This is a genomic window from Achromobacter sp. GD03932, from assembly GCF_029839485.1.
Classification (GTDB): Bacteria; Pseudomonadota; Gammaproteobacteria; order Burkholderiales; family Burkholderiaceae_B; genus Achromobacter; species Achromobacter bronchisepticus_A.
The window spans coordinates 43,539-56,033 of record NZ_JAOCAT010000007.1 but is presented as its reverse complement, the minus strand read 5'-3'; the positions used below and the strand labels follow the sequence as shown (position 1 = coordinate 56,033).

At 62.6% G+C, this 12,495-nt stretch carries 10 protein-coding genes, 1 tRNA gene and 2 pseudogenes; 8 read left to right on the top strand and 5 right to left on the bottom strand.

Annotation, left to right across the window (positions count from 1 at the left end; translation table 11 throughout):
- Positions 1 to 121: 121 nt before the first annotated feature.
- Together N5C88_RS08555 and N5C88_RS08550 are read left to right on the top strand one after the other, a co-directional pair.
- Positions 122 to 778 (top strand): GntR family transcriptional regulator, encoded by a 657-nt coding sequence (locus tag N5C88_RS08555; RefSeq protein WP_059371867.1) that lies wholly within the window; start codon positions 122 to 124, stop codon positions 776 to 778.
- 52 nt (positions 779 to 830) lie between these two features.
- On the top strand, positions 831 to 1,319 hold the full coding sequence (locus N5C88_RS08550) for a cupin domain-containing protein (protein WP_118933216.1): 489 nt from the start codon (positions 831 to 833) through the stop codon (positions 1,317 to 1,319).
- Here the strand turns inward: N5C88_RS08550 and N5C88_RS08545 are convergent.
- Positions 1,316 to 2,200 carry a DMT family transporter gene (locus N5C88_RS08545; protein ID WP_280015221.1) on the bottom strand — a complete coding sequence of 295 codons (885 nt, stop codon included), beginning with the start codon at positions 2,198 to 2,200 and terminating at the stop codon, positions 1,316 to 1,318. The two genes, N5C88_RS08550 and N5C88_RS08545, sit on opposite strands and share 4 nt — an antisense overlap.
- Positions 2,201 to 2,471: 271 nt before the next feature.
- On the opposite strand from N5C88_RS08545, the gene N5C88_RS08540 reads away from it, so the two are divergent.
- Complete coding sequence (locus N5C88_RS08540; protein ID WP_280015150.1) at positions 2,472 to 3,734, top strand: MFS transporter; 1,263 nt, start codon at positions 2,472 to 2,474, stop codon at positions 3,732 to 3,734.
- An 83-nt stretch (positions 3,735 to 3,817) separates the two neighbouring features.
- On the opposite strand, the gene N5C88_RS08535 is transcribed toward N5C88_RS08540, so the two are convergent.
- Positions 3,818 to 4,690: an NAD(P)-dependent oxidoreductase gene (locus N5C88_RS08535; protein WP_059371871.1), complete on the bottom strand. Its 873-nt coding sequence runs from the start codon at positions 4,688 to 4,690 to the stop codon at positions 3,818 to 3,820.
- Between the two features lie 159 nt (positions 4,691 to 4,849).
- Here N5C88_RS08535 and N5C88_RS08530 point away from each other — a divergent pair, with 159 nt between their 5' ends.
- Positions 4,850 to 5,278 (top strand): PaaI family thioesterase, encoded by a 429-nt coding sequence (locus N5C88_RS08530; protein WP_059371872.1) that lies wholly within the window; start codon positions 4,850 to 4,852, stop codon positions 5,276 to 5,278.
- A gap of 13 nt (positions 5,279 to 5,291) precedes the next feature.
- Here the strand turns inward: N5C88_RS08530 and cls are convergent, their stop codons facing one another.
- Positions 5,292 to 6,749: a cardiolipin synthase gene (gene cls, locus N5C88_RS08525; protein WP_175161679.1), complete on the bottom strand. Its 1,458-nt coding sequence runs from the start codon at positions 6,747 to 6,749 to the stop codon at positions 5,292 to 5,294.
- Positions 6,750 to 6,933: 184 nt separating this feature from the next.
- On the opposite strand from cls, the gene N5C88_RS08520 reads away from it, so the two are divergent.
- Both N5C88_RS08520 and N5C88_RS08515 read left to right on the top strand, forming a co-directional pair.
- Positions 6,934 to 7,009: transfer RNA gene (locus tag N5C88_RS08520), tRNA-His, on the top strand.
- A 724-nt stretch (positions 7,010 to 7,733) separates the two neighbouring features.
- Positions 7,734 to 8,420 carry a hypothetical protein gene (locus tag N5C88_RS08515; protein ID WP_280015149.1) on the top strand — a complete coding sequence of 229 codons (687 nt, stop codon included), beginning with the start codon at positions 7,734 to 7,736 and terminating at the stop codon, positions 8,418 to 8,420.
- Between the two features lie 73 nt (positions 8,421 to 8,493).
- On the opposite strand, the pseudogene N5C88_RS08510 reads toward N5C88_RS08515, so the two are convergent.
- Positions 8,494 to 9,575 (bottom strand): annotated as a pseudogene (locus tag N5C88_RS08510) (IS3 family transposase).
- A gap of 435 nt (positions 9,576 to 10,010) precedes the next feature.
- Here N5C88_RS08510 and N5C88_RS08505 point away from each other — a divergent pair.
- Complete coding sequence (locus tag N5C88_RS08505) at positions 10,011 to 11,039, top strand: sensor domain-containing diguanylate cyclase (RefSeq protein WP_280015148.1); 1,029 nt, start codon at positions 10,011 to 10,013, stop codon at positions 11,037 to 11,039.
- 232 nt (positions 11,040 to 11,271) lie between these two features.
- A pseudogene (locus N5C88_RS08500) lies at positions 11,272 to 11,394 on the top strand (type II toxin-antitoxin system prevent-host-death family antitoxin); the annotation flags it as partial.
- Positions 11,395 to 11,438: 44 nt separating this feature from the next.
- Here the strand turns inward: N5C88_RS08500 and N5C88_RS08495 are convergent.
- Positions 11,439 to 12,407, bottom strand: coding sequence for a LysR family transcriptional regulator (locus N5C88_RS08495; protein WP_280015147.1), 969 nt, complete (start codon positions 12,405 to 12,407; stop codon positions 11,439 to 11,441).
- Positions 12,408 to 12,495: the final 88 nt, after the last annotated feature.

Below are 12,495 nucleotides of genomic sequence, written 5' to 3'. Positions count from 1 at the left end.
GTGCAGGACTATTAGGATTTGCATCCATGGATCACTGGATCCAATTTGTGTTATTTTTGCGGTTATCTATCATGGCGGCTTTCGTGGGCCTATCCATCGGCCCTAGCCCCCCGGGACTCCAATGCTGCAATTCCAGAAGACAGCCATCAGCGCCGAAGACGAGGCCTACCTGCACCTGCAGCGCGAAATCCGCCTGGGCCGCTATGCGCCCGGCCAGCGCCTGGTGCCCGAGGTGGTCGCGGCCGAAATCGGCACCAGCCGCATGCCGGTACGCGGCGCGCTGCGCCGGCTGGCTTCCGAGGGGTTGGTCGAGATCCGCGCCAACCGCGGCGCGGTGGTGCGCGGCTTGAACCAGCAGGAAATGCTGGAAGTGTTCGAAATGCGTTCCGTACTGGAAGGCCTGGCCATGCGCAACGCGGTGCAGCACATGGGCGCCGAACACATCCGCCGCCTGTCGCTGCTGCTGGAACAGCTGGAGCAGGGGCCGGGCGAACATCTGGACTGGATCACCGCGCATCGCGAATTCCACGAGTACCTGTGCAGCTTCTGCCAGCAGCCGCGCCTGCTGCGCCAGATCTCGGAGCTGCATTCCGTCGTCGAACCCTACATGCGCCTGTGGGTAGCCCAGCCCGGCCGCGTCCTGCGCGTGCGCGAATCGCACCAGGAACTGATCGCCGCGCTGCAGACGCGCGACCCGGCGCGCTGCGAAGCGGCCATGCGCCAGCACGTGCTGAATACCGTGCCGGCCCTGCAGGCGTTTCTGGAACAGGCGGCCTAGGACGCGCGGCTTTGCTCTAGACTGGCGCCATCCTCCACGCGCCCGTCCCGCCATGACCGCATCCGCCGACCTCATCCGCCGCCTGGACCTGTTGCCGCACCCCGAAGGCGGCTACTACCGCGAAACCTATCGCGCCGCCGATGCCGTGACGCGCGGCGACGGCGCGCGCCGCTCGGCCAGCACCGCCATTTACTACCTGTTGTGCGACGGCGCCTGGTCGACCTGGCATCGCATCCGATCCGACGAACTCTGGCATTTCCATGCGGGCGACGCGCTGCTTGTCCATGTGCTGACGCCGGATGGCGCCTACCGCTGCTTGCGGCTGGGCGACGCGCTGAAGGATCCTGATGCCGCATTCCAGGCGGTCGTGCCGGCTGGCAGTTGGTTCGCGGCAGAGCTCGCCGACCAGGCCAGCTATGCGCTGGCCGGCTGCACGGTGGCGCCGGGCTTCGAGTTCAGCGAGTTCGAGCTGGCCGACGCCGCCGAACTGCAACGGCTGCACCCCGCGCAGGCAGGCCTGATCGCGCGCCTGGCCCGCTAATCGGCGCCCTGCGCTTGCGGCTTTTTCCTGCGGGTGAACTTGGCCTCGCTCGCCAGCACGCCCGCCACGATCAGGCCGGCGCCCACCAGCGCCAGCGCCGGCAGCCGGTCGCCGGCCAGGCGTCCGACTATGCCGCCCCATACGGGCTCGCCCGCATAGATCACGGTGGCGCGGGTGGGCGATACGGATTTTTGCGCCCAGTTCATGGTCAGCTGGATGATGGCGCTGGCCAGTCCCAGGCCGATCGCCGCGCCGGCCCACAGCCACGAGAATTCCGGCACAGCTTCGCCCATCGCCGGCATCAGTGCGAACGACACCAGGCCGGCCGCCAAGAGCTGCACGAAGGTGACGCGGCGGCTGTCGACCTTCTTGGCATAGTGGCCGATCAGGATGATCTCCGCGGCAATCGCCGCGGCCCCGGCCAGCGTCGCCGCTTCGCCCACGCTGAAATTCAGCGCGCCCGCTTGCGGACCCGCCAGCAGGATCAGGCCCGCGAAGGCCAGCGCCACGCCCACCCAGCTCATCAGGCCCGGCGGCTTCTTCAGCACGGCCCATTGCAGCAGCGGCACGATGGGTACGTACATCGCCGTGATGAAGGCGGACTGGCTACTGGTAATGGTCTGCAAGCCGTAGGTCTGCAGGAAATAGCCCAGGAACAGGGCGCAGCCGATGGCGATGCCGGCGCCTACCTCCTGGCGGGTGATCGCCGCCATGTGCTTGCGGAACATCAGCAGCGCCATCAGGCCGGCGATCGTGAAACGCACGCCCACGAAGAACAGCGGTCCGCTGTGCTGCATGGCAATGTGGATGATGAGGAAGGTGCTGCCCCACAGCATGGTGACCAGCACCAGCGCGATTTCCTGGCGGGACAGGGCGAACATCGAGGTCTTGGACTTCACGGTCTGCTTCGGGCGCTACGAAATGGCGAGCACTATACAGCGCTTCGGTGACCGCTCACCGAACAGATTCCGGGATTCCGGGCGGAGCAGGCATATAGCCAGGAGTAATATGACGCGTCCGGCGTCGTCAGGCCGCTGGTAACGACAAGCCGGTACACGCCTCGTTCTTCTCGCTCCCGCCGCGCCTTTTGGGCGGCGACGGCGAACCTGGGCGCGCATAGCGGCCACAAGAAGATATCGAGGAGAAGCGCAAGTGGAGAAGCAAGAGTCGGGCGGCTGGTATTTTGGCTGGAACATCGTAGGCGCCGCCACGGTACTCACCCTGTTGACGGTCGGCCTGCGCATGGGGGTTGGGCCGTTCTTCCTGCCCATCGCGGACACCCTGGGCTTTACGCGCAGCACGCTCTCCAGCATCGTCGCGCTCGGCATGCTCTGCTACGGGCTGGCCATGCCGCTGGCGGGGTATCTGGTCGGAACGCGCGGCACCCGCTTCGTGCTGCTTACCGGCACCGCCATCGTCGTGTTGTCGATCATCTGGACGGTCTACGCGCGCGGGCCCATCGAGTTCCTGCTGTCCTTCGGCGTGGCGCTGTCCATCGGCCTGGGCTTCACCAGCCCGGTGGCGTTGACGCCGGTGATCAGCCGCTGGTTCACGCGCCAGCGCGGCATGGCGCTGTTCTTCCTGTCCACTGGCTCCATGGCCGGCATCGCGCTGATGACGCCGACACTGACCTTTGCGATCTCCGCCGTGGGCTGGCGGGAAACCCTGCTGGGCTTCGCCGCGCTGTTCGCGCTGCTGACCGTGCCGATGGCGCTCTTCGTCATGCGCGATGAAGCGCCCGAGCACACCGATCTGCTACCGCACCAGATCATCGACAAGGCCGGGCCGGCCAAAACCGCGGCGAAGCAGCCGGCGCCCAATGTGCGCGCGGCGCTGAACTCGCTGCCGTTCTGGCAGGTGGCGCTGGGCCTGTTCGCCTGTGGTTTCAGCATGAACCTTCTGGGCACGCATGGCGTGCCCATGCTGATGGACCATGGCTTTGACGCCACCACCAGTTCGCTGGGCATAGGCCTGATCGGCCTGGTCGCCATCTTCAGCACCCTGGTCCTGGGGCGTATGTCCGACCTGGTCGAACGGCGCGCCATCCTGGCCGCGATCTACCTGGTGCGCGGGCTGGGTTTCTTCGCGCTGGTCATGGTGGGGGCGCATTGGGAGCTGTACGCCGCGGCTACCCTGGGCGGCATCGCGTGGGCCGGCAGCATCGCCTTGTCGTCGGCCATTCTTGCGGACGTCTACGGCGTGCGGCTGGTGGGCGTGCTCTACGGACTGGTCTACCTGGGCCATCAGGTCGGCGGCATGATCAGCTCATGGCTGGGCGGCTGGGCCTACGAAACCTTCGGCACGCATTGGGTGGCCTTTGGCTCGTCGGGGACGCTGCTGCTGGCGGCCGCCTTGATTTCCCTGCGCCTGCCGGCGCGGGGCTTGCCGCGCGGGGTGGCGGTGGCGGGGCGTTGAGCCCCGCGGACTGCAGGCCGATGCTGCCCGCAGCGTCTGCCATCGCGTCCGTGACGCCGGACGCGATGGCCTCTGAGGCCGTCCTAGCGGTCCTTCAGCAAGGACACCAGTTCCGGCACGTAGCGGTCGCCGCCGCCTTGCGTGACGGCCTGATCGAACGTGTGCTGCACGGCCGCGCCGATTTCCCGCACCGCGCCCGTTTCCGCGGCCATGGTGTTGTAGTAGGAAAGATCCTTCTGCGCATTCGACATGAAGAACCGCAGCGAGGACGGGTCCTGCTCCAGCAGGTAGGGCTTGATGCGTTCCAGCGCCACGCCGCCGCCGCCGCCCTTGGCCAACACTTCGGCAAACACCGCCGGGTCAATATCCGCGCGCAGCGCGCAGGCCGCGGCCTCCGACAGCAGCGCGACCACGCCCAGCGACACGTAGTTGTGCAGCAGCTTCATGCGATGGCCGGCGCCGATGGGGCCGGCGTGCGTGATGTTTTCGGCGAAGCAGGCCAGCAGCGGCTTGCATTCCTCGAACAGCGCGGCGTCGCCGCCCACCAGCAGGTTGAGCCGGCCTTCGGCGGCTTCCTTGGGGGTGCGCGTCATCGGCGCATCGAGGAAGCGGCCGCCGGATTCCGTCACGGCCTGCGCCACCTTGACGGTGGAAGAGGGGATCGCCGTCGAGCAATCGATGATGACCGTGCCCGGACGCAGGCCCGCCAGCACGCCGCCCTCGGACAGCAACACGGCTTCGACCTGCGGGCTGCCGGTAACGCAGAGGATGATCACGTCAGACTGGGCCGCCAGCGTGGCGCCATCGGTCACGCTGGTCGCGCCCGCTGCCTTCAACGCGTCCAGGGGCTGGTTGCCCGGATGTTCCAGCACGGTCAGCGCATGACCATGCTTGACCAGATTGCTTGCAATGCCATGGCCCATGAGGCCGATACCAACCATGCCGACTTTCGCCATCTTCCACTGCTCCTGCCATGTAGGGGTTTGTTATGGCGTAAATCTTACTCTGACTTGCGGATCGTCCGCGCCGCGATCACAGGTTTTCGGGTAGCGGTGCCGGCCGCGGTCTTCTTTGCGATACTTGAGGTATTCCGCGTGAAAAAACCAGGCTTGAGCATGACAGACTCCATTCCTTCCGGTTTCGCGCCATGGCGCCCCAGCAGCCCCTTCATGGAGCACTTGGCGGAGCTCGGCGCGCTCTACAAGCGCGACGCCGATTGCGTCCTGGCGCTGCGCGTAGGGCAGGCGCACACCAACATGCACGCCATCGCCCATGGCGGCCTGCTGGCCACGCTGGCCGACAGCGCGCTGGGCCACACCATCGCCGAGCAGGCGCAGGCCTCGGTAGTCACGGTGCAGATGTCGGTGGAATATTTGAACCCGGTCAAGCCCGGGGATTGGCTCGAAGCCCATGTCCGCATCGACAAGCAAGGCCGCCGGCTGATCTACGCCACCTGCCTGCTGCAGGTTGAAGGCCGCGTCATGCTCAAGGCCAACGCGGTCTTCGCGGTGCGCGCCGCGCCCGCGCCGGCTTCCGACGGTTGAGCTTCTTGGGGGGCTACAAGTAAGGCGTAGCCAGCCAGATCACCTTGTTGCGCAGGCGCTTGGCGAACGGCGCGCGCAGCAGGTTCTCCAGCGTCTCGCGCTGGCCCTGCGCGATCAGGCCGTCGACCCGCGCGCCGATCCAGCGCGCCACGCCGGGATCGTAGATCTCGGTGTCCAGTTCGAAGTTCAGCCGCAGGCTGCGCGGATCCAGGTTGGACGAACCCACATAGGCCCAGGCGTCGTCCACCGTCATCAGCTTGGAGTGGTCGAACGCGCCATGCGAGCGCCAGACCCGGCAGCCCGTGCGCACCACCTGATCCAGCTGGGCCGTCATCGCGTAGTCCACCAGCCGCAGGTTGTTCTTGCCCGGAATCACGATGTCCACCACCACGCCGCGCCGCGCGGCCGTGGCCAGCGCGCCGATCAGCGTCTGGTCGGGCAGGAAGTAGGGCGACTGGATGCGCACATGGCGTTGCGCCACCGCCAGCGCGCCCAGCAGCATATTGTGCGTGCTGCCCAGCGCGCGGTCCGGACCGGACGGCACGCAACGCATCGGCACGTCGCCCGTCGGCGGCAAGGCCTCGGGATCGAACCAGGGTCTGGCCGGCAAAGACTCGTGCGTCGTGAAGTTCCAGTCGTGCGCAAACACCGACATCAGCTGCGTCACGATCGGTCCTTCCACCCGGAAGTGCGTATCGCGGTTGGTGCCATCGCCCGCCAGCGCGCTGACGAAGGCCGCGCGCACGTTCATGCCGCCGGTAAAGCCCAGACGTCCGTCCACCACCAGCACCTTGCGGTGGCTGCGCAGATTGGCATAGGGCATGCGCAGCACGCCCAGCGGATTGGTCATGAAGCGCGCCACCGGCACCCCGCCGCGCGACAGCATGCGCACGATGGGCGGGCGCGAATACTTGGATCCGATGGCGTCGATCAGCACCCGCACCTCGACCCCGCGCTCGCGCGCCTCGATCAGCGCCTGCGCCATCTCCCGCCCGATCGCGTCGTTGTCGAAGATATAACTCTGCATCGCCACCGCGTGGCGCGCTTCGCGGATCGCCTGCAGCATCGCCGGATAGGCCTCGTCGCCACCCGCCAGCGGCCGCACCGCGTTGCCGCCCAGCAGGCGGAAACGGCTGACGCGGTCGCCCAGCACCTTCAGCGACGCGAACTGCTGGCCCGAGATCGGCGCCACATCCACCGGCGCGGTCTCGACCTGCTCCGCATCCACCACCATCGCCTCGTCGCGTTGTTGCGACAGCCGCGTCTTGCGGATCCGGTTGATGCCCGCCACGAAATAGAACAGCGCGCCGAACAGCGGCGAAAACAGCGCCACCCCCACCCAGCCTATGGCCGCCCGCACGTCCTGTTTGGTCATCGCGGCATGCACCGCCGCGCCCGTCCCGGCCACGATGCTGATGGCAAATACCAGATGGGGCCAATAATCGATCAAGATTGCGTGTATGCGGTCCATGGCGATGGCGTAAGCGCGGCCTCCGTAGATGATCAATGGCGAAGGATAGCAAGGTGGCCCGCGCTGGCAAGAGGGGCGGCGGGGCTGGTTTCACACGGATTAAAAAAACGTGCTAGAATTCGGCCTCTTCGTTGTTGAGCAGCTTTCGAAAGCAGCGCGGCAAGGAAGAAAAGCAGTATCAGAGGTGGCTGTAGCTCAGTTGGTAGAGTCCCGGATTGTGATTCCGGTTGTCGTGGGTTCGAGCCCCATCAGCCACCCCAAAATTTCCTTGGAAAATAGCCGCTTAAAGCGGCTATTTTCTTTTGTGCCGCCTACTCTTTGGGGGCAAGAACTCGGGGTGGCGGCAGGGCGCGGCGTAGGACTGTCCGTCCCGGTTGATGAAGACGATCATTGATTCCGGGATTGCCGACTTTCCGTCTCGCGCTTTGCGGTCCAGATTCGCTATGGCATAGCCGTGTTCAATGCCGAATTGGAACGCGATTGCCAGTAGGGCGATTTCCCCGTGCGCGCGTACCGGCGCCTTGGCACATCTCCTGTCGGGTCTCCTCACATCCTACTCGCTGCGCACTAGCGGCCACGTTTTTCCCGCCTGTACCTAGGAATTCCGGACACGGCATAGTGCATCTGCTTTCGATGTTGATGCCGCTGCGTTTCGTGCAGCGGACGGCCGAACTGTTTCACGGCGCGAGGGCGATTCAGTCGCCGTAGGCGATTGAGCGAAGCTTGCCGTCTCCGAACTGTTCGAAGCGAGCGCCAAAGGCGCGTCCACTAAGGCGCATAAGAAGCGTCCCAATGGCACGAACAGTTCTCGAAATCCTGAACCCGATAACGTCTGCCGCTGAGGCGTCCTAGCGGTTCGGCTCCATGTGACCGGCTATTGCCAAAAAAAGCCCGCTCGAGGCGGGCAACTGACCTGCAGCGATTCGGATACAGATCGTTGGAGATTGTTAAAGTGAGAAGGCTTGCCCCCAATTGCACGCACAAGTGGGCGTCGACATCGCATATGGAGAAAAAATGTCGAGAGTAAAAAATGCCGCCTTGTTAGCCTTTGCCACGGCTTTGATCGCTGGCTGCAAAACAACGGTTGAGACTGAGGTCAGCCTATCCGACCTGCTTACCTCTCCGACCAAGCAACTCGCAGGCAATCTACTGGTGGAGGTTCCAGCCTGCGAAAGTCTTGAGGATTCGCGCCAGCCCTCGGAGGTCTTGCTGGACGTGCAGCAAGCCGTTCCAGGCATTTTTTCCGATGCCAAGTACGCGGAGTGTTACCGGAAGGGGTTCAATTCATTCGCACGATTCTCATTGCCGATTTTTCTCGACAAAGACAGGGACGGAAAGCTCGCGTCGGATTCGCACATCAACTTGGGATCCAATGAGGAGGGGCTACTGTCGGTCGGCGTTCCTCAGAAAATCAAGGCCAAGATTGTTGCCGCTCAAAAAAATTCTCCGATCGGCGCCCAGGACTTGAAGTTCACCATCAAGGTCAGGAATGACACGGATAAAGACTTCACGTTTTCCGCCCTTGCGGTCTTCATTGATCAAGCGCCGCATGTGTTCAGTACGTTGACCTCCAAGGCGGGAGGGGCGTTCGTCGTGACGCTATCAGACGTTTCGGCGAAAGCCGCCGTTGACAATGGGGGCGCATTGGTTTTGCTGCACAAGTCGGAATAGTGCTCCTCTCTGTTTTTGCGCAAGCGGTGTTGGTAATCCCCCCCATTTTTAGCGATTGCCAGAAGTAGGAACGCTACGCGGCCATGGCCGACCGCTGTTTTGGGGTAAATCCACCCAGAGCCATATTTGGGCGCTCGTGATTGTAGGACCACATCCACTGCGTGGCGACGCGCTGTACGTGGTCCAGATTGTCCCAGTGATATTGGGACAGCCATTCGTAGCGCACGGTCCTGTTGAACCGTTCGACGTAGGCGTTCTGTTGTGGCTTGCCCGGCTGGATATATTCGAGCTTTATGCCCTATGCCCCGGCCCACTCGACAATTGCCGCGCTCAAGTATTCGGGTCCGTTATCGCACCGAATGGTTAAGGGCCCTCCAGCCGATGATCTGCTTTAGCGTGCGGATCACGCGCTCGGACGGCAGCGAGAAGTCAACCTCAATGCCCAGTGCCTCGCGATTGAAATCGTCGATCACGTTGAACACCCGGATGCTGCGCCCATCGGCAAGCTGGTCATGCATGAAGTCCATCGACCATACCTGGTTCACGTTGGTCGGCACGGTCAGTGGCTCAGGCGTTTGCCGAATCAGCCGTTTGCACGGCTTGATCCGCAGGTTCAGTTCGAGTTCGCGATAGATCCGGTACACACGCTTATGGTTCCAGCCAAAGCCTCGTACATTGCGCAGATACAGGAAGCACAGACCAAAGCCCCAGTTGCGGTGGTTGTCGGTCAGACGCAGCAGCCAGTTGGAGATCTCCTCGTTCTCAGCGTCCGCCTTGGCGACGTACCGATACAAGTCTGGCTGACCCTGAACGCCTCGCAGGCCATCCGGATAGATGCGCCGCGATTCTGCACGGCGCGTAGGGCCATCTCGCGGCGGCGAGACGGCCTCAGCACTTTTTTTCTAGCGCCTCCGTCACGACCTCGGCCTTGAGCTTCTCCTCGACGTACATTTTGCGCAGCCGGGCGTTCTCGGCCTCCAGCTCCGTCATGCGCGCCATCAGCGATACATCCATGCCGCCATGCTTGGAACGCCACTTGTAGACCGTAGCCGAGCTGATGCCCTGCTCTCGGCACAGCTCAGGAACGGCAAGACCAGCCTCCACGCGCTTGATGGCTTCAATGATCCGGCTATCCGTAAATCCCGATTTCTTCATGCGGTAGAACTCCTCAACGAGAAAATTCTGCTTCTGACCTCATCGCTTTTGCGGGGGGATTACCAGGTGACGAGTGATAGCTGGGACGAGCTTGCGCGCAGCTATACGGCACTGACCCTGCAATATGCCGGGTGTGCCGCCAGGCATCGCGCTACGGTTGATGCATGGTCAAGATAGCTTCAGATGTAGTGGGCTTGAGACACGCACAGGGAAGAGTCGGCATGCTAGCGGACACACGATGTGTTACATGAGGAGGGAAGCATTGCGTTAGTTTCGCCACACTGAGTAGATTTTTCTTTGTGCATAGATCGTGCAAGGGTAATCTTGACTCGGAAAAAAGGGGGGTGACCAATGAGGCGAGTCTTCCCCCGCGCATTGAACTTCGGAGTTCCAAGAAATGGAAGCGACTGGGAACATGAAGTGGCGGGAAATTTGATGGCACCTAAGAAAAAGCACTTGTCACTTCAATTGCCAGTCGAGTTTATTGATGATCTAGGCAAAACAGAATCTCTTCAAGAGATCCTTGTTGTCGTGGCAAAGTGGTTCAAAGAGATGTTCGAGGCGGATCGTGCATCTATCACTTTGCCGAAAGACAATTCTCAACTTCGCGTGGTGGCGCTCGATGGCAATCGAGCTATCGACTTAGATATGACTGTTCCGATTGGCGGAACTATGGTCGGCCGCGTCTTCAGTCGAGCACAAGCGGAAATTTGCGATGACCTTGCTGCGTCAGCCGATTTGGATTGTCTAATCCTTGCGTCTAAGGGCCTAGGCTCTTGCCTTGACGCTCCATTGCGTTGTGGTCCGCACTGCTATGGAACGATCAACGTCGGCCGTATAGGTCGGAATGCGTTTACTCATGCCGATCGTCGCAAGCTCGAAGCCTTGGCGATTTGGATTGCGGCGTTAGTCCGAGTGCATCTGCAAGTGGAAGAGCTGACCTATCTTTCCCAAACCGACCCTCTCACGCAGATCATGAATCGGAGGGCATTCACTGAGCACTTCCAAGCCAGCCGGGCAAAAGGGCGCCGTCGTGCTGTTGGGCCTGGATTCGGATTTGGATTCGCCGTGGTCGATATCGATCATTTTAAGCAGATCAACGATTCACACGGCCATGATGCGGGAGATGTCGTTCTGGCATTCGTCGGAAAAATGATGAAAGACTTTTTCCGTGGAGACGACTTTGTCGCCAGGTTCGGGGGCGAGGAATTTTGTATTTTGATGCAGGATGTTGACGAGGCGGGAATGCGAGGTGCGCTTGAACGATTTCGTATTGCCTTAGGCAAATCTGTTGTCAACCATCTCAGTGGGCAGGTATCTGTCACGGCTAGCATTGGCGCAGTGTTAGTACTGGCCCCGGATGCCGGGATGGATCGAGCTTACAAAAGTGCAGCTGTAGCCTTGTACGAGGCGAAGGCCAATGGGCGGAATCGTGTTCAGCTGGCCTCCGCAATCAATGGCTAGCATGCGTCGAGAGCGTGCGACGAGGTAGTGCTTCTTGCTGCAATTGCATGCTCTGTTACCCATATCGCGCTCTGTGTTCAGTCCGTCCGCCTTGGTCAGAACGTGACCCTAACCCAGTTTTTTAGTACCGATCTAAATTAGAGAAAAACGGTGTCTGACTACAATTTAGCGAGCGAGTTGTAGTCTGACACCTTTATTTTCAAGGCACCTGGTGCAGGCGCAGCAGGGCGTTATGCACCGCCAGCAAGTGTCGAAATCCGAGTTCAAAGCGCGGGCGCTTGAACTGTTTCGGCAGGTCGAAGCCAGGTGCGAGCCTATCGTCGTGACCGACCACGGTAAGCCCGCGCTGCGGGTACCTGATATCGGCCGGTGCGATTGCCGTCATGGCAAAAGTCCTGTTCATGCCCGATCCACCGCCTCCCTTGTCGTTCGCGTGGCCGCCTCTTCGAAGGCCGCGCGGAAGCGCACGATCTGGGGGTGCTGTTCCGCGCTCTTGCGCACGATTAGGCAGACCTGCATCGGCGCAACGCGCAGCGCCAGATCCAGCACCCGCGCGCGGCCCGTGTCCGCATACGCCATAGCGGTTCGCCTGGGCGCGGCCGTCAGCAGCTTCGCCGATGCCACGATGTCCAGGGCCTGGATATAGGTGGGCGTCTCCACCACGGGATGCGGCAATACCAGGCCCTGGCGCAGGAACGCCTCGGTAAGCGCGCGCCGAACGCTTGAACTGGGGCGCTGCAATACCCAGTCGCACTGCGCCAGGCTGGCATACCCGGGTTTCTTCAAGCGGGTCGCCGGATGATCCGGCCCGCAGACTACGCACACGTCGTCCTCGTAGAGGTTGATGAAGGATAGCGACGCCGCGTCGCGCCCCTGCGCGGCCATGTCCGGCGGCAGACGGCCCAACACGCAGTCCAGATCCCCCGCGAGCAGGCGCTCCAGCAGGTCCTGCGCGCTGCCCTCGCTGGTACGCAGATAGCAGCCGCCCGCCTGGCGGAAACGCTCGACGGCAGGGGGCAGAAGCACCGTGAACGCCTGCGGCACGACTCCCACCCGCAGCACCTCGTTCTCGCCGGTGTCGAGCCGGTCCAGCATCGCGCCCAGCTCGTCAAAGTCGTTCAGCAGGACGCGCAAACGCGGGGCCAGCGCCAGGGTCTGCGGCGTCGGCGCCACGCCCTGGCGGTCACGCGTGAACAACTTCACTCCCAACAAGGTCTCGACGTCGTTAAGCATGGCGGTGGCAGCCGGCTGGCTGATGCTCAGGCGCCGCGCCGCCTTGCGCAGGGTACCGTCCTGCAGCAGATACTCGATCAGGGCGAGGTGGCGGAATTTCAAGTGCGAGAGGGCTGCGCGCGAGCGTTGGGTCATCAGGAGTGCGCCATGGAAGCGTGGAGGAGGCCGAAGCAAGGGCCCCAAGTCGTCCCATGTGAAAACCAATACCTATCACATAAGAGGA